Raw genomic sequence first — 15703 nt, forward strand, 5'->3', positions numbered from 1 at the left:
ATAGTCGTTCGTGTCAGCTTCTCGACAGAATGCCGGCGAGATGGCTCATGTCGTAGCCGGCCTCGGCCGCCTGCGAGATGATCTCGGATGCATCCGTTTCACCGGCCTGGCTCAGCGCCCAAAGGGTCGTCGAGCGTGTGCCGGAGCGGCAGAAGCAGAATACCGGGCCGTCGTTCCCCTCGAGCGCGGCCTTGGTCTTCTCGACGAGTTCGGGATTGACCCCTTCTCGTCCCAGCGGGATGGCATAATAGTTGAGACCGGCAGCCTTGGCGGCAGCCTCGATCTCGGCACCCGCCGGCTGGTCGGGCGATTCACCGTCAGGACGGTTGTTGACGATGGCGACAAAGCCGAGGGATTTGAGCGTGGCGACATCTTCCGGGTTGATCTGCCCCGAAACGCTGACGTGATCGTTGATCCGCTTCAAGTCCAAGTCGCTACTCCCCGTTCGCCTGTGCCTCCCCTTATATCCACCGGCTTGGGAGCCATGCAACCACGACGTATGCACGACGATCGCGACAAATCTCGCTGCTGAGTCACCAGTAAATCCAGCGCTTTCAGCCGTATTGGAAATTGGTTCCATGGATGATGCTAAAATTTTCTTGCCTTGAAAAATACCAAATTTTGCCACCGCAAGGTTGAAATGCAGATTATCCGCGGTTAAGTTGGCTCCAGAACAGCAACATGCCTGGGTTGAGCGTTGACACATTTCATGTATCAGCGCCGATATTATTTTGTCTTTCGTCAGCTCTATTGAATGACTGGCACGCCGACAAATTGGATTGCCCGGCATAAACCGACGAGGTTTCATGACCAGCAAGATCAGCGTAAAGAACGTCTTCAAGATATTTGGCGAAAAGCCCGGCCGCGCCCTTGAGATGCTCAAGTCCGGCCAAAGCAAGAATGACATTTTCGAAGCGACCGGCCAGACCATCGGCGTCCAGAATGCCGCCTTCGATGTGAAAGAAGGCCAGATCTTTGTGGTCATGGGTCTTTCAGGATCGGGTAAATCCACCCTTGTCCGCATGCTCAACGGCCTGATCCGCCCTACCAGCGGCGAAATACTGATCGATAGCGATGATGTCGCCTCCTGTTCTCCCGCTAAACTGCGCGAAATCCGCCGTCAGAAGATCGCCATGGTCTTCCAGCATTTCGCTCTTTTCCCCCATCGCACCATTGCCGAGAACGCGGCCTATGGCCTCAAGGTCAAAGGCGTATCGAGCGACGAGCGCCGCGAACAGGCGCTGATCGCCCTCGAACAGGTTGGCCTCAGCGCCTGGGCCGATTCTCTTCCCGCCGATCTCTCGGGCGGCATGCAGCAGCGCGTCGGGCTTGCCCGCGCTCTCGCCACCGACCCCCAGGTTCTCCTCATGGACGAACCCTTCGGCGCGCTCGATCCGCTGATCCGCAAGGAAATGCAGGAAGAGCTGCTGGTGCTCCAGCGCACGCTGAAAAAGACTATCGTTTTCATTACCCACGATCTCAATGAAGCGCTGATGCTCGGCGATCGCATCGCCATCATGAAGGATGGTGAGATCGTGCAGGTGGGCAGCGCCCAGGATATCGTTTCGCAGCCGGCCAATGATTATGTGGCCGCCTTCGTGGCCGATATCGACCGGGGCCGCGTCTTCACAGCCGCAACCGTCGCGACCGACGCCCTGCCCATGCAATTGACGGGCGATACGGCGGGCGATGCCGTCAAAGCCATGGAAGAGCAGAACCGCAGCGCGGTCTATGTGCTCGATGGCGAGGATATCGCTGGCGTCGTGACCTATCAGCAAGCCGCCGCCGCCGACCGCGAAAGCGGCACGGCCGATGTGCCGCTCGCCGATGTGCTGATCACCGATTTCCCGACGGCCGATCGCGACACCCAACTCGCCGATCTCTACGCCCCAGCATCGTCAGGCCTCCCCATCGCCATGACCGATGCGGACAATCGCTTGATCGGCGTCATCGAGCCCGAAGCGGTTTTTGCTCAGCTTTCGGCCGATACGGTCACGCTGGACACCGAGCCGCAAGCCGAGGACGAAAAGCGCGAACTCGCGCACACCGTCTGAGCAGCTCCCTTCCGCTAAAAATTCCCATTTTGCGCGAGCCCGTCTGGGCTTGCCGCCAAGACAAGGAGACGTGCCTTGAGCCCGTCCGATTTCCTCATCATTCCCTTTGACGATTGGGTCAATTTCCTCGTCCGCGATTGGCTTGTTCCCAATTTCCGGCCCTTCTTCCGCGCCATGCAGGTTCCGATCAGCGTGGTGCTCAACGGCCTCGATGACTTTCTCGCCTTCGTGCCCATGGTGGTCACGACTCTGGTCTTTGCGCTCCTCGCCTTCAAATATGCCGGGCGCGGCATGGCCATCTTCACTCTTGTCGGCTTTGCCTTCATCGACATGATCGGCCTCTGGCCCGAGACCATGACGACGTTGTCGATGATCCTGACCTCGGTGCTCTTTTGCACCATTATCGGCGTGCCCGTCGGCATCTTGGCGGCCCGCAACGATCTCACCTGGAAGATCGCGCGCCCGGTGCTCGACATCATGCAGACGATCCCCAGTTTCGTTTACCTCGTACCCATCGTCATGCTCTTCGGCGTCGGCATGGCCCCCGGGATCATCGCGACCATCATCTTTGCCCTGCCCCCGATCATCCGGCTCACCAATCTCGGCATCCGCAATGTGCGGACCGACCTCATAGAAGCCTCGACCGCCTTCGGCTCGACGCCGATGCAGATGCTGTTCGAGCTGCAATTGCCGCTCGCCATGCGAACGATTTTGGCCGGCCTCAACCAGACCCTGATGCTGGCGCTCTCGATGGTGGTGATCACCGCCCTGATCGGCGCCGGTGGCCTCGGTCTCACCGTCAATACCGGTCTCGGCCGTCTCGATGTCGGCGGCGCCACCGCCGGCGGCGTTGGCATCGTCATCCTTGCCATCGTGCTCGATCGCATCACCCAAGGCCTTGGCGAGCAGAAGAGGCTCGAAACCACCTCGCTCCGCCAAACCCTCGTTTCCCTGTTCAAGCCAGGCGCCGCGGCGCCGGCCGAAGCGGGAAAGGCGGCCTGATCGCCGCCACGCTGGGGGCGCTCTGCCCCCATTCGCCTCCGCTTTCGCGGAACACCGAAAAGCAAAAACAAGGAGACAAAAACAGCAATGTTCCGTCTCGATAAGAGCCTTCCCTTCCTCGCCGCCGCCCTTCTCGCCACGTCCGCCCTGCCTGCAATCGCACAGGACGGCCCAGGCGCCGGCACCGCGATCACCATGGCCCAGCCCACCTGGGACACCGGCTGGTTCCACACCGAAATCTATCGCCAGCTCCTCCAGGAGCTTGGCTATGACGTCGCTCCCGCAATCACGCTCGACAATCCGCCGTTTTATCAGTCCGTCGCCATGGGCGATGTGACCATGTGGGTCGATGGCTGGTTCCCGCTCCACTCGACCTACGAGCCGATCTTTTCGAGCGGCGCTGAAATCGTCGGTGCGGTTGCCAAGGGCGGCGCGCTCGAAGGCTATCTGATCGACAAGGCTGCAGCCGACGAGTTCGGCATCACTTCGCTCGAAGACTTCAAGCGCGACGAGGTCAAGGCCGCGTTCGATCGCAATGGCGATGGCAAGGCAGATATGGTCGCCTGCCCACCGGGCTGGGGCTGCGAGATCAATATCGAGCATCACATGGATGCCTATGAGCTGCGCGACCATATCAACACGATCAAGGCGGGCTATTCCGCCTCCATGGCCGACGCACTTGCGGCCTATAAGGGTGGCGAGCACATCCTCTATTACACCTGGACGCCGAACTGGACCGCAAACCAGCTAGTGCCCGGCAAGGATGTCGTCTGGATCGAAGTGCCAGAAGTTGACCTGCCCGATATGAGCCTTGCCGATGCCGCGACGCTCGAAGGCGTTGAGGGCTGCATCAATGATCCGTGCAAGCTCGGCTTCCCGGCCAATGACATCGTGCCGGTCGTCAATTCCGAGTTCCTCGCCGGCAACCCGGCCGTGGGCGCTCTCCTTAACGAAGTAGCCATTCCGCTCGAAGATATCTTTGCGCAGAATTCGGCGATGAACGACGGCGACACCGATATCGAAGCCCAGGCTGCCGCCTGGATCGAAGAAAATCGCGCCGCTGTCGATGGCTGGCTCGACGCTGCCCGCGCCGCAGCGTCCTAAATAAACTCGGGACCGGGCTCAGGCCCGGTCCTATGCCGCATCGGCAAGCTTGGCCGGCTTCAATGGCCCCGGTCGTCCCAGCAGATAGCCCTGGAACGCGGTGCAGCCGGCCCGGCGCAACAGGTCGAGCTGAACCTCCGTCTCGACGCCTTCTGCAATGACCTCAACCTCGAGCGAGCGCGCAATATCGCAGATGGCTTCGACGATCATCGCATCGATCCGGCTCTCCCCGATATTGGCGACATAAGTCCGATCGATCTTGATGACGTCGAAGGCAAAGCCTCGCAGATATTGCAAGCTGGCGTGACCGGCGCCGAAATCGTCGATCGCCACCTTGAAGCCAAGGCTGCGTAGGGTTTCAAGATTGCCCTGCTCGACCAGCCCCGCTCCAAGCGGCACGGTTTCAGTGATCTCGATAATCAGCCGCCCCGGCTCGATCGCACTGTCCATGACCATGGTCGCGAATTTTGCGGCGAAATCACCGCGACGCAGTTGCGCTGCCGAAACGTTGATCGCCACAGGCGTGCCAAGTGTCGGGATATCATTGAGAGCGCGCCGCAAGACCCACTCACCGAGCTTGTCGATTAGGTCGCTCTCTTCGGCAATGCCGATGAACTGCGCCGGCGGGATCATGCCGCGCACCTTATGCCGCCAGCGCAACAGCGCTTCGTGCGAACGCACTTTCATATCGGCGCCAACAACCGGCTGGTAGTGGAGCTCCAACTCGTCCATCAGGAGCGCTGCGCGCAGTTCCCGCTCGATGAACCGGCGATGCCGCTCATCTCCCAGCATATCGGGATCAAAGGCAATCACCTGCCGCCGCCCGGCGCGCTTGCCCTTGTAGAGCGCAAGATCGGCCTTGGCGATGAGATCGTCGACATCGCTGGCATCGGTCGGCGCCAGCGAAAAACCGATCGTCGCTGAAAGCCGCGTCGGCCGCCCGGCAATCGTAATCGGCTGATCGAGGCGGCGGAGCAGTTCCTCGCCGAGCCGCTTGAGCGCACCGCGATTGTCGCAATCGAGCACGGCTATGCCGAATTCGTCCCCACCAAGCCGGCCGATCACCGCGCCCGGCATCACCTCGGCAATTGCCCTCGCCAAATGCACCAGCGCAGCATCGCCCGCACCATGGCCAGCGCCGTCGTTCAGCACCTTCAAATTGTCCATGTCGAGCTGCAGATAGCCGAGCGAACGTGACGACCCGTGAAAAATTTCGTCGCGCAGCGCCTGCATGAAATAGGAGCGCGTGAAGACTCCCGTCAGCGCGTCACGATGGACGGATGCGACGATTTCCTGGGTGTCCTGCGCGGCCTTGGCAAGCTGGCGGCGAATGCTGCGATGGCCCGCAATGAGAAGACCCACTCCGGACAGGAGCGACGCGACCCCAGCCAATAAAAGCGTCGGATTGGGCGCGACGACATAGGCCGGCCGATCGAGGGCCATTAACGCAATCGCGCTGATCGCCAGAAGAACCAGCGCCAGTCCCAGTGCGACCTTGCGGTAGCTGGAGAGGATCGGGGCGAGATGATTGGCGCGGCGCGGCGCTTTTTCTCCAACAGGCTGCACCCGCCGCGCAAGACGCGCTCCAGGCAGCCGGGTTCGCTCTCTCGGCGGAAAATTCATATTGAGTTCAGGGGTATAGGTGACGCCACAATTAGCCGCGACCCTAGTTTTCTCAGGTGACAAAACCAAGACAAGTTGCACGGCACATCGGGTCGTGGTGAACAGCTGGTAAAACCCCGGTCAGGGCGTGCCGCCCGTCCAGGCCTGCCAGATATCGCTATGCTCGGCGACAAACCGCTCGGCCACACCTTCGATGGTCGCGCCCGGCTCATTGGCTTGCGCCAGGAGCCGATTCATTTCCGCGATTGGCAAGGTGGCGCGCTGAAAATATCCCGCGACATTGGGGGCCTCGGTAAAGACCCATTCGGCCACGGCGCTCACCACCAATTCGCTTGGAAAGGCCGACGGTTTTGGATCCGCACACGTCGCCGCCGCAAGGCATTTCATCGCCGCCTCATCAAATGCGCCCATATCGAGCGCCTTGAAATCGAGCTGCGCCAAAACCGCATTGGGCTGCCAATAATAAAAGACGAAATTCTCGCGCCGGCTCACCGCCTCTGCAATCAGCGCATCCATTTCGAACCGATTGGCCGGCTCGACGATCTCGAGACGATCCGCCAAACCCTGCGCCTTGATCAGGTTGCGATTGATGACTGAACAGGCCCAATCCGCCGGGCAGGAAATAAAGCGCACCGGGGTCGTGCCTGCCCCGGCGAGGAGCGTCGTCAGTCCCGCTGCCGTCAAGGCGCTGCCATCGCTGGCATTCATATAGGAGGGGACGAACCAGCCTTCGAAGGTCGTCGTATCGTATGTGGGCGCCGCACTCCGCAGCATCTGTGCATCGACCGCGCCATTCCAGACATCGGCAATGCGCGTCACCCACATTTCCGGCGCCATCGCCGGCTGCCCGGTCGACCCCATGGATGAAGTCGTCGCCGCAAGATCGCCGGGAATGACCCGCGCATCGCAGCCATACGCTTGCTTGAGCACGCGCGCGTGAATTTCCGACAAAAGTGCCGCCGAGGGCCAGGTCATCCGCGCGATCGTCATCGGCTGCGTGCCGCAAGGCGTTGCGATCGCGGGAGGCGGCGATGCACCCGGTTCAGCACCTTCAACAGGCGCTGCTTGGGCATCCTGCGCGCTATCGAGCACGGTGAACTGCGCCTGCGCCGGAACGGCCGGCAAGGTCAGAAGCGCTGTAAGAATGATGGTGGTGCGAAAGGCCATTGGCGTCCTCATTCCCTCCCCTCCAGTCTATGCGCAAACATCTTGCCTTAAGCAACCGACAGGCCTTGGCAATTTGGCGCAAGACCCCCGGTGACAACTGTTTTGAAATTGTGCAACAGTCCGTGCCAGCGGGGCGCGTGTGGCGCCCCCGGCATCCGTTGCACGTCGCAAGAATGAGGCCAGCAAGGCCATCCTGCGTGCAACGCCAACAGAGGGACGTCCATGTTCAAGAAAACCCTGACCCTGGCGGTCGCCGCCACTGCCCTTAGCGTTGCCGCACCGGCAATCGCCCAGGACACCGGCGCCACCATCGGTTTCATCGGTGGCTTCACCGGTCCGATTGAATCGCTCACGCCGCCGATCTTTGCCGGCGCCGAACTCGTCGTGAAGCAGGTCAACGAACAGGGCGGGATCCTGGGCGGCGAATTCAAGATCGTCTCGGCCGACGGCGCGTGCGACGCGACCGCAGCCGCAGCGGCTGCCGACCGCCTGATCAACACCGACAACGTCACCGGCGTCGTCGGCGCGCTCTGCACCGGCGAAACGATCGGCGCCTTCAACGGCTCGGGTCTTTCGGGCAATGTCGTCTTTATCTCGCCAGCTTCGTCCGCACCGGCCCTGACGACGCTCGAAGACAACGACCTCGTCTACCGCACGACCCCGTCCGACGCGCTCCAGGGCGTCAAGATGGCCGACCTGCTGCTCGCCAAGGGCATCAAGGACATCGCCATTACTTACGTGAACAATGACTACGGCAAGGGCTTTGCCGACGCACTGTCCGCTGCCTACACCGCTGGCGGTGGCACCGTTGCTGCCAACCTCGCGCACGAAGAAGGCAAGGCCGACTATCGCGCCGAGCTTGGCAACCTTGTTGCTTCGCAGAACCTCGTCGTCCTCGCCTATGCAAACGCTTCGGGCAACACCATCCTCCGCCAGGCCGTCGAATCCGGCAACTTCACCACCTATGTCGGCGGTGACGGCATGGTTGGCGACGACCTCCTCAGCGGCATCGACGCTTCGGCTGTCGAAGGCCTGATCGCAACCCGCGCAGGCGCCCCGACCGGTGAATCCGTTGATCTCTACAACGCCTTCACCTCCGACGGTTTTGAAGCCAACGCCACCTACGCACCCCAGGCCTATGACGCTGCCTTCCTGATGGCCCTCGCCATCGAGAAGAACGGCTCGACCGACCGCGAAGGTCTCTCCGCAGCCCTCCGCGACGTCGCCTCCGCGCCTGGCGAAACCATCCGCCCCGGCGAATGGAAGAAAGCCGTCGACCTGATCAAGGCCGGCACCGACATCAACTATGAAGGCGCTGGCGGCTCGCTCGACTTCGACGCAGCCGGCGACGTCGACGGCATCATCGTCGAACTCGCCGTCGAAGGCGGCAAGTTCGTTGAAAAAGGCCTTATCCAGTAAGCTGGGTCTTGCTAAAACCGAAGCCCGGGAGCGATCCCGGGCTTTTTTGTTTGGTGGCAAAAGCTGCGAAGTCACGACTGAGTTCGGACTGTTATCGGACCTAGCCCGCAGGCAGTCGATCCACGACGACCTGCCGCATATCGGTGCGTACCGTGATCGAAAAATGCTCGGCCTGCACTACATCCAGGATTTTGCGTGGCCGGAAGGCGCAGAGGCAAAGACCATCGCGGTGCCGCAGGCTGGGATAGACAAGACCATCCCTCGCGGCCGCCCGTAATCCCTCGCCGAAAGCCTGGCTCGGTCCATAATCGTCGGTAAAACAGTCCGGCCGGTCCTCAGGCCGGACATCGCGATAGGCACCCTCGATCCGCGCCTGGTACACGCGAAAAGTGCGCTGCCCTTCGGCCTTGCCGCGCGCAAAAGCCTCGCGCCGCAGATGGTGTCCGACTTCGGCAATACCCGTTTCGATCCGCGCGGCCGCATACCAGGCGCCGAGATCCGGCCCGGAAAAGCGCGCACCCATTGGCGGAGCATGGAGAAAAGCCGCCATGACGATCGAGGCATTGGGCCGCCCAAAAACCAAGTCCGCTTTCGGAAGGCGCGCAATGCGCTCGGTCACCAGCCGGTCATTGGTCCAGCCGGACAGTTCCATCACCGCCTCAAGATCATCGGCCGAGGCGACCGTCTCGAAAAGACCGATCGGCGGAAACTGCGAGGGGATGAGGCGATAGGTAACGGCAGGCGCTGCGACATCCATCGTCAGCGCCAAACGATATCGGCATCCGTCGTGGGGCTGAAGACGGCATCGATGCCATTGGGCGGCATATAAAGCCCGCCCCGCGCCGCATCGAGAAAACGACGCACCAGCGTGATCCCGTCCATGCTGCCATTGGTGATGAGTGCCAGCGGCGCCTGCCCACCAAAGACCGGCGCAAGATGCGGCCCCTTGAGCCACTCGACCCCGGCCTCCTTGGTCGCAAACAACACGCCGAGCGCCTGAAACACACCCAGAAGGGCCGAAAGCCGCATCAGCGCATCGACATCGAGCGTCACCGCCCCCCCATCACGCGCCAGCCGCATCCAGTTGTGATAGGTCGATCGCGACGGATATCCAAGCACCAGCCGCCGCTGCTCTTCGCTCAAACCCCAGTCTTCGGCGATATTGAGAAACGTGCGCAGTGCCGGCCCGCTCAGCCGCTTGCGATTGACCGAGGAAAACCGGTCCGACGCCAAGACAGGCGTCTTGCCGATGAACGAGGTCTGGTTTTCTTCTAATCCCGCAGCGCGCATTTCGGTCTCCTGAAGCAGAAATACCCCAGAAGCCCCAAAGTTTCAAGCACCATGTCCAAATCTGGACATCACCGCTCTCGTTTGACCACTTCTGGAATGAGACCGCGGGGTGCAAAGCGCAAGGCGATAGTGATAACGAGCCCCAGAACGAAGACGCGCATCTGTGCCGATCGGGCTTCGATCTCCGGAATGGCGCCCCAGCCGAATTGGGTCGACCACGTGCTGACGAAGTCGAAAACAGCCTTCGACAGCGGCTCAGAAATCACCCAGATTAGCCAGAGGAGGATCGCTCCAAACAGCGCGCCCCAGTTGTTGCCCGCGCCGCCCACGATCACCATCACCCAAATGAGGAACGTGTGGTTGATCGGCTGATAGCTCGAAGGATCGAAAATCTGGACAAAGCTGACCAGCATGGCGCCGCCAATGCCCATCAAAACCGAACCGAAGACGAAGATTTCGAGCTGCCGCGCAGTGACGTTCTTGCCCATGGAGGTTGCAGCGATGTGGTTGTCGCGGATGGCGCGCATCATGCGGCCCCACGGCCCGGCATAGGCGCGCGAGATCAACCACATGACGATCGCCAAGACGATCACGGCCAGAAGCAGATAGCCCGAGCGCGCGGCAAGGAGCGCTGTCGATCCATCCATGCCACCGGCTTGGAAAGCCTGCGGCAGCGGCGTCGGCCACGGGATCGGCGACACGGTGAGCGTGCCGCGCGTCAGCCAGTCCATGTTCTTGATTAGCGCGCGGATGATTTCGGAAATACCGATGGTCGCGATCGCGAGATAATCGGTCCGCAGGCCAAGACAGATCTTTCCAACGATATAGGCAATGCCCGCGGCGAGAACGCCCCCAAAGAGCCAACCGAGAACCGGATGACCGCCAAGCCCACCGACCCAACCGCCACCGGCGGCCGACTCGATGTAGGCCGCGGCCGGATCGATCTGGCTGCGATAAAGGCAATAGCCGATGAACCAGGCCAGCACCGTCAGCGCCGTCTTCCACTTTCCGGTAATACCGATGCGATCGGATTTCCGGGCCGCCAGCACGATCAATGCGCCTACCGCAAAGGCGAGCAGCGCCTTGCCGAGCATGGCTGGGCCGTCACCGGCCCAAAACACCGGATTGACCGGGAAGGAGATGAAGGTCACGGCCGCCCCGCCAACCATGAGAAAGCCCATGATGCCGAAGTTGAAGAGCCCGCCATAACCCCACTGAATGTTGAGCCCCAGCGCGATCAGCGCATAGGCCGCTGCCTCGACGAGACGCGAGGAGGTGAAGGGTAGACCCATCACCCATCCCATGAGGAGGATGAGGACGAAAAGACCGCCAAAAAGCGTCAGGGAACGCTGGATCATGATGAGGCTCCCTTGAAGATACCTGTCGGCCGCACAAGAAGGGTGACGACGAGGATCACGAAGGCGACGGTAAGCTTATATTCGGTGGGCACCAGGGCCAGGGTCGGCGGCAATTGCATCCAGTCCGGCAGGATTGCATTGAGCGGCCGCAAAACCATCGTCCAGTTGAAGACGGCCAGCGTTTCGGCGAAGCCGATCAGCAAACCGCCGGCAATGGCACCATAGGCCTGGCCGAGACCACCAACGATGGCGGCGGCAAAGATCGGCAGGATGATGTTGAAGGCAAGATCGGGCTTCAGCGTCACGTCGAGTGCCAGCATCGTGCCGGCCATACAGCCCAGCGCCCCGGCGATGATCCAGGTGACACGCACAACGAGCGCGGTATTGATGCCCGAAACCTGCGCGAGATCGGCATTGTCCGCCATGGCGCGCATCGCCTTGCCGAGACGCGAACGCGTCAGGAAGAAGTGCAGCGCCAGCACCGACACGAAGGTGACAAGGATCATCAACACCTGCGGCTCGGTGATCACCAGCGGGCGGGTCGAACCGATGCTCGCAAGGTCGAAACGAAAAACTTCCTTGGGCTCATTTTCAAAGAAGGAATAAGAGCCAGCGCCGAAGAACAGGCGAATAAGACCCTGGATCATTAGCGTCACGCCGATCGAGGCGATCAGCAGCGTCACGGGTTTGGCGCCGCGCTTCCGCAGCGGAGCATAAAAGCCCTTGTCGATCCCAAGCGCCAAAATGGCCGCTAGCACCATGGCGATCGGCAGCACGACAAAGCCGGTCGGGATCGGCGTCACAATGCCCCAGGCCGCAAAAGCCGAGGCGAGCAGGAAAGCGATGAAGGCCCCGCCGGTCATAAGTTCGGAATGCGCAAAATGGGCAAAGCGCAAAATGCCGAAAATCAGCGTGATGCCGATGGCCCCGAGCGCATAAATGCAGCCCAGAACGAGACCGGAGATGATCACCTGATTGGTGAAGAAAACGAGTTCGGTCACGGCTCAGCCCCCTAGGAAAGACTTGGCGACTTCCGGGTCGGCGATCAGCTCCGCCCCAGTGCCGGTGAAGCGGTTCTGGCCGCTGGCGAGGACAAAGCCCTTGGACGCGAAAGCCAGCGCCTGACGAGCATTTTGCTCGACCATGAGAATGCCGACGCCTTCCTTGTTGACGCGCTGGATGGTCTCGAAAATCTCGATCACATAGCGCGGCGAAAGCCCGGCCGAAGGCTCGTCGAGCATGAGAAGGCTCGGCTTGCTCATCAGCGCGCGGCCCATGGCCACCATCTGCCGCTGCCCGCCTGAAAGCTCACCCGCCGGCTGCCGCCGCTTTTCGCGCAGCACGGGGAACATCTCGTAGACCCATTCCATCGTGCCGGAAAAATCGTCGGGACGCGTAAAGGCGCCCATTTCAAGATTTTCCTCGACGGTCATCGAGGTGAAGACGTTCTTTTCCTGCGGCACAAAGCTCAGGCCCTTGGGCACAAGCTTGTCCGGGAGCGAATTGGCGATGTTTTCGCCGCCAAACTCGATCGTGCCCCCGGTGACTTTCAGCAGCCCGAAAATGGCCTTGAGCGTCGTCGACTTGCCGGCGCCATTGGGGCCGACGATGACGCCGATATCGGTCTTCTCGATGGCCATATTGACGCCATTGAGGATCGGCGCGCCGCCGTAGCCGCCGACGACGTGCTTCAGTTCAATCAAAGGCATCAAACGGCCTCCACTGGAGTGCCGAAATAGGCTTCGACGATTTGCGGATTGGCGCGGATTTCGGCCATCGGGCCTTCGGCGATCTTCTCGCCCTGCGCCATGACGATGACCGGATCGCAGAGCCGGCCGATCAGGTCCATGTCATGCTCGATGACAAAGAACGTATAGCCAAGCTCGCGATTCATCCGCTCGATGTTCGAAGCCAAATCGTTGAGGAGGCTCTTGTTGACGCCTGCCGCGACTTCGTCGAGCAGCACGACCTTGGCGTCGACCATCATGGTGCGCCCAAGCTCAAGCAGCTTCTTCTGCCCACCGGAGAGATTGCCGGCAAGCTCATTGCGCACATGACCGAGCTTCAAGAAATCGATGACATCGAGCGCCTTCTTGCGCACCCCAGTCTCGCGGCTTCTAACGAGTCCCGGCCGAAACCAAGTATCGAGCAAATGCTCGCCCGGCTGGTCGCCCGGCACCATCATCAGGTTCTCGAGCGCGGTCATCTGGCTGAATTCATGCGCAATCTGGAAGGTGCGCAACATGCCGATGCGGAAAAGCTGGTATGGCTTCATACCAGTGACATCTGCACCATCGAAGATCACCTGCCCGCTATCAGGCACGATATTGCCGGCGACCATATTGAAGAGGGTCGATTTGCCCGCGCCATTGGGGCCGATCAGCCCGGTGATCGATCCGCGCCGGACCGAAAGCGAGCAATCGTTGACGGCCAAAAGGCCGCCAAATCGTTTTGTGACGTTGCGAACGTCAATCACCAAGTCGGTGGTCACCAAGCGGCCCCGAATGTTCCTGAAATGCCATGCCTGCCCAGTTCAATCCGGGCAAATTTGCGGCATCTGTTCACAAGAGGGCCGGGCGGTCAACGCATTGCAGCCGGCGCGCGGGACAAAAAACCGCCAGCAGCGCGATTTTCCCGTGGGAACGCTTTATTCCGAATCCGTTCGGTCCGGCAGGAAGGCCAGAACCGCGTCTGCCGTCGAGCGATTATTGGCGAGCGGCACATCGTAAAGCGTCGCCAATCGCGTCAGCGCCTTGACGTCGACGTCATGGGGCTGGGCCGACATGGGATCGATGAAGAAGATCAGCATGTCGAGCTTGCCTTCGCAGATCATCGCGCCAAGCTGTTGATCCCCGCCGAGCGGACCGCTTTTGAGAAGGGTAACGGTCATCCCCGTTGCCGCCATGACGCGGCTGCCGGTCGTGCCAGTGCCCCAGAGCTGATGCTGGCTGAGCTTGGCCTTGTGCCGTTCGGCCCAGGCGCAAAGATCGTCCTTTTTATCGTCATGCGCCACAAGGCCGATATGCGCCATGGTCCGTCTCCCCGTTCGCCGTCTTCAAGCACGGCGAACGAGACGGCGCAATGCCGGTCAGAACGCCTCCCAGTCATTGGCGATGGCCGCATTGCCCGCGACACGCGGCGCCGGCCGGCGCTGCGGCGCAGACCGATACTGCGAACCACTCGAACTGTCGTCGATGCGAAACACCTCGACGATTCTGTCGAGTTCGGCCGCCTGGCCTTCGGTTTGCTCGATGGCAGCGTTGGTTTCTTCGACGAGCGCGGCATTGTGCTGGGTCATCTCGTCCATCTGCCGCACGGCAATCGTCACCTCTTCAAGCGAAGAGGACTGCGAGCGATTGGCCTGCGCAATGGTGTCGATCAGCGTCGCGCTTTCCTGTGCCCCGGCCAGAATATCGAGCAACATTTCCGCCGCTCGCGCCACAAGCTGGGTGCCGCCGCGCACTTCGGCCGCCGAGGTTTCGATCAGCTGTTTGACCTCGGACGACGCATTGGCCGCGCTTTGCGCCAGGCGCCGCACTTCGACGGCTACCACCGCAAAGCCCTTGCCTGCTTCCCCCGCCCGCGCCGCTTCCACCGAAGCGTTCAAGGCCAGAAGATTGGTCTGGAAGGCGATATCGTCGATCATGCCGATGATATTGGAAATCTTGGACGACGAGGCTTCGATGGCGCCCATTGCCGTATTGGCTTCGTTCATCACCTGGCCGCCGGTCGTCGCGCTTTCCGAGACGCTGCGCGCCTTTTCGCTGGCCGTTGCGGCGCGTTTTGCGTTTTCGACCACAGCGGAGGAAAGCTGCTCGATCGCTGCCGTCGTCTCTTCGATCGTCGCCGCCTGCCGCGTCGTGCGCTCGGCGAGATCATTGGCGCCGGTCAGGATTTCGCTGGTCGCCGTCTTGAGCTGGCGCGAGGTGCCCTGCAATTGCGTAACGATCGAGGTCAGCCGCTCGGCCACCGCATTGGTGTCGAGCTTGATCTGGTCAAATTCCGGATCGAGGTTCTGCGTCACACGGCTGCGAAGATCTCCGCGCGCCACGTCTTGCAACACCGATCCGGTCGCGGCGACCGCTGCCTGAATGCTGGCCTTGGCCGCATCGTCGGCCGCCCGCGCATCGCTGTTGAGCTTTTCGAAATAGGCGGAAACGCCGATATCGATGTCGAGCATCACCGCCTTAAGGACAGCAACGAGCGAAGCGGTCATCGCCTCGACATCCTGCATGACGTCCTTGGGGTCGCGCGCCACCTTGCGCCCGAAGGCGCCCTTGGTCGGCTCCAGCGCCGCCGCCATCGTGTCGCGCACGATCCCACTCACCAGCGTCTCGACGATGAGACTATAGCCCCCGATATGCCAGCGCGGCTCGAGCCCGATCTGAGCATGGCGCAGGCCGACCTTGGTGCTTGATTCGAAATAGGCCTGATCCAGCTTGCCGTCGGCGATCGAATTCCAATGTCCGGTCTGCTTGCCCTGTGCCCGGTTCATCTGCCCCTTACCGTCGAAGAATTTCGTAACGGCCGGCACAGTGGAGAGATGGGCGTAAAACCGGTCGAGCGCCTCGCCGAGATGGGTATCGATCAGCGGGCGAATGCGGGCGATGCCAGCAAGGGCTTCTTTATCGAGCTTGACGAAATCAAGACGGGATTGGAGGGAATCGTTCGGATTGGTGGACATGG

15 protein-coding genes are annotated in these 15703 nt (G+C 61.3%); 4 read left to right on the forward strand and 11 right to left on the reverse strand.

What is annotated here, in order from left to right; translation table 11 throughout:
* Positions 1 to 13 precede the first annotated feature (13 nt).
* Positions 14 to 430, reverse strand: coding sequence for a TIGR01244 family sulfur transferase (locus tag DevBK_RS12495; protein WP_061908222.1), 417 nt, complete (start codon positions 428 to 430; stop codon positions 14 to 16).
* 376 nt (positions 431 to 806) lie between these two features.
* Between DevBK_RS12495 and DevBK_RS12500 the strand changes: the two genes are divergently transcribed.
* The 3 genes from DevBK_RS12500 to proX all read left to right on the forward strand — a co-directional run bounded on the left by DevBK_RS12500 (position 807) and on the right by proX (position 4160).
* Complete coding sequence (locus DevBK_RS12500; protein ID WP_317185698.1) at positions 807 to 2054, forward strand: glycine betaine/L-proline ABC transporter ATP-binding protein; 1248 nt, start codon at positions 807 to 809, stop codon at positions 2052 to 2054.
* 75 nt (positions 2055 to 2129) lie between these two features.
* A complete protein-coding gene (locus DevBK_RS12505; protein WP_317185699.1) occupies positions 2130 to 3056 on the forward strand; it encodes a proline/glycine betaine ABC transporter permease in 927 nt (308 codons plus the stop codon).
* Positions 3057 to 3143: 87 nt separating this feature from the next.
* Complete coding sequence (gene proX / locus DevBK_RS12510) at positions 3144 to 4160, forward strand: glycine betaine/L-proline ABC transporter substrate-binding protein ProX (protein WP_317185700.1); 1017 nt, start codon at positions 3144 to 3146, stop codon at positions 4158 to 4160.
* A gap of 30 nt (positions 4161 to 4190) precedes the next feature.
* On the opposite strand, the gene DevBK_RS12515 is transcribed toward proX, so the two are convergent.
* Entirely contained in the window at positions 4191 to 5726 is a 1536-nt protein-coding gene (locus tag DevBK_RS12515; protein WP_317185701.1) for a bifunctional diguanylate cyclase/phosphodiesterase, read from the reverse strand.
* Between the two features lie 177 nt (positions 5727 to 5903).
* Complete coding sequence (locus DevBK_RS12520; RefSeq protein WP_317185702.1) at positions 5904 to 6950, reverse strand: glycine betaine ABC transporter substrate-binding protein; 1047 nt, start codon at positions 6948 to 6950, stop codon at positions 5904 to 5906.
* Positions 6951 to 7172: 222 nt separating this feature from the next.
* Here DevBK_RS12520 and DevBK_RS12525 point away from each other — a divergent pair, with 222 nt between their 5' ends.
* Positions 7173 to 8369, forward strand: a complete 1197-nt coding sequence (locus DevBK_RS12525) for an ABC transporter substrate-binding protein (protein ID WP_061908228.1) — start codon at positions 7173 to 7175, stop codon at positions 8367 to 8369.
* A gap of 100 nt (positions 8370 to 8469) precedes the next feature.
* On the opposite strand, the gene DevBK_RS12530 is transcribed toward DevBK_RS12525, so the two are convergent.
* The 8 genes from DevBK_RS12530 to DevBK_RS12565 all read right to left on the reverse strand — a co-directional run bounded on the left by DevBK_RS12530 (position 8470) and on the right by DevBK_RS12565 (position 15701).
* Positions 8470 to 9126 carry an RES family NAD+ phosphorylase gene (locus tag DevBK_RS12530; protein WP_317185703.1) on the reverse strand — a complete coding sequence of 219 codons (657 nt, stop codon included), beginning with the start codon at positions 9124 to 9126 and terminating at the stop codon, positions 8470 to 8472.
* A gap of 2 nt (positions 9127 to 9128) precedes the next feature.
* Positions 9129 to 9659 (reverse strand): MbcA/ParS/Xre antitoxin family protein, encoded by a 531-nt coding sequence (locus tag DevBK_RS12535; RefSeq protein WP_317185704.1) that lies wholly within the window; start codon positions 9657 to 9659, stop codon positions 9129 to 9131.
* A 68-nt stretch (positions 9660 to 9727) separates the two neighbouring features.
* A complete protein-coding gene (locus tag DevBK_RS12540) occupies positions 9728 to 11017 on the reverse strand; it encodes a branched-chain amino acid ABC transporter permease (RefSeq protein WP_317185705.1) in 1290 nt (429 codons plus the stop codon).
* Entirely contained in the window at positions 11014 to 12018 is a 1005-nt protein-coding gene (locus DevBK_RS12545; protein WP_317185706.1) for a branched-chain amino acid ABC transporter permease, read from the reverse strand. The genes DevBK_RS12540 and DevBK_RS12545 overlap by 4 nt, the downstream gene beginning before the upstream one ends.
* A 3-nt stretch (positions 12019 to 12021) precedes the next feature.
* Positions 12022 to 12726 (reverse strand): ABC transporter ATP-binding protein, encoded by a 705-nt coding sequence (locus DevBK_RS12550; RefSeq protein WP_061908233.1) that lies wholly within the window; start codon positions 12724 to 12726, stop codon positions 12022 to 12024.
* A complete protein-coding gene (locus DevBK_RS12555) occupies positions 12726 to 13508 on the reverse strand; it encodes an ABC transporter ATP-binding protein (RefSeq protein WP_062629556.1) in 783 nt (260 codons plus the stop codon). Before DevBK_RS12555 ends, DevBK_RS12550 begins: the two co-directional genes overlap by 1 nt.
* A gap of 156 nt (positions 13509 to 13664) precedes the next feature.
* Positions 13665 to 14048: a methylglyoxal synthase gene (locus tag DevBK_RS12560; protein WP_062629448.1), complete on the reverse strand. Its 384-nt coding sequence runs from the start codon at positions 14046 to 14048 to the stop codon at positions 13665 to 13667.
* Positions 14049 to 14105: 57 nt separating this feature from the next.
* Positions 14106 to 15701 carry a globin-coupled sensor protein gene (locus DevBK_RS12565; RefSeq protein WP_062629447.1) on the reverse strand — a complete coding sequence of 532 codons (1596 nt, stop codon included), beginning with the start codon at positions 15699 to 15701 and terminating at the stop codon, positions 14106 to 14108.
* Positions 15702 to 15703: the final 2 nt, after the last annotated feature.

Origin of the sequence: Devosia sp. BK, assembly GCF_032907385.1 — a bacterium.
In the GTDB taxonomy this organism is placed as follows: domain Bacteria; phylum Pseudomonadota; class Alphaproteobacteria; order Rhizobiales; family Devosiaceae; genus Devosia.

Coding starts and splice junctions, on each gene's coding strand:
- DevBK_RS12500 (WP_317185698.1), top strand. CDS start 807: ATGACCAGCAAGATCAGCGTAAAGAACGTCTTCAAGATATTTGGCGAA.
- proX (WP_317185700.1), top strand. CDS start 3,144: ATGTTCCGTCTCGATAAGAGCCTTCCCTTCCTCGCCGCCGCCCTTCTC.
- DevBK_RS12520 (WP_317185702.1), bottom strand. CDS start 6,950: ATGGCCTTTCGCACCACCATCATTCTTACAGCGCTTCTGACCTTGCCG.
- DevBK_RS12525 (WP_061908228.1), top strand. CDS start 7,173: ATGTTCAAGAAAACCCTGACCCTGGCGGTCGCCGCCACTGCCCTTAGC.
- DevBK_RS12530 (WP_317185703.1), bottom strand. CDS start 9,126: ATGGATGTCGCAGCGCCTGCCGTTACCTATCGCCTCATCCCCTCGCAG.
- DevBK_RS12535 (WP_317185704.1), bottom strand. CDS start 9,659: ATGCGCGCTGCGGGATTAGAAGAAAACCAGACCTCGTTCATCGGCAAG.
- DevBK_RS12540 (WP_317185705.1), bottom strand. CDS start 11,017: ATGATCCAGCGTTCCCTGACGCTTTTTGGCGGTCTTTTCGTCCTCATC.
- DevBK_RS12550 (WP_061908233.1), bottom strand. CDS start 12,726: ATGCCTTTGATTGAACTGAAGCACGTCGTCGGCGGCTACGGCGGCGCG.
- DevBK_RS12560 (WP_062629448.1), bottom strand. CDS start 14,048: ATGGCGCATATCGGCCTTGTGGCGCATGACGATAAAAAGGACGATCTT.
- DevBK_RS12565 (WP_062629447.1), bottom strand. CDS start 15,701: ATGTCCACCAATCCGAACGATTCCCTCCAATCCCGTCTTGATTTCGTC.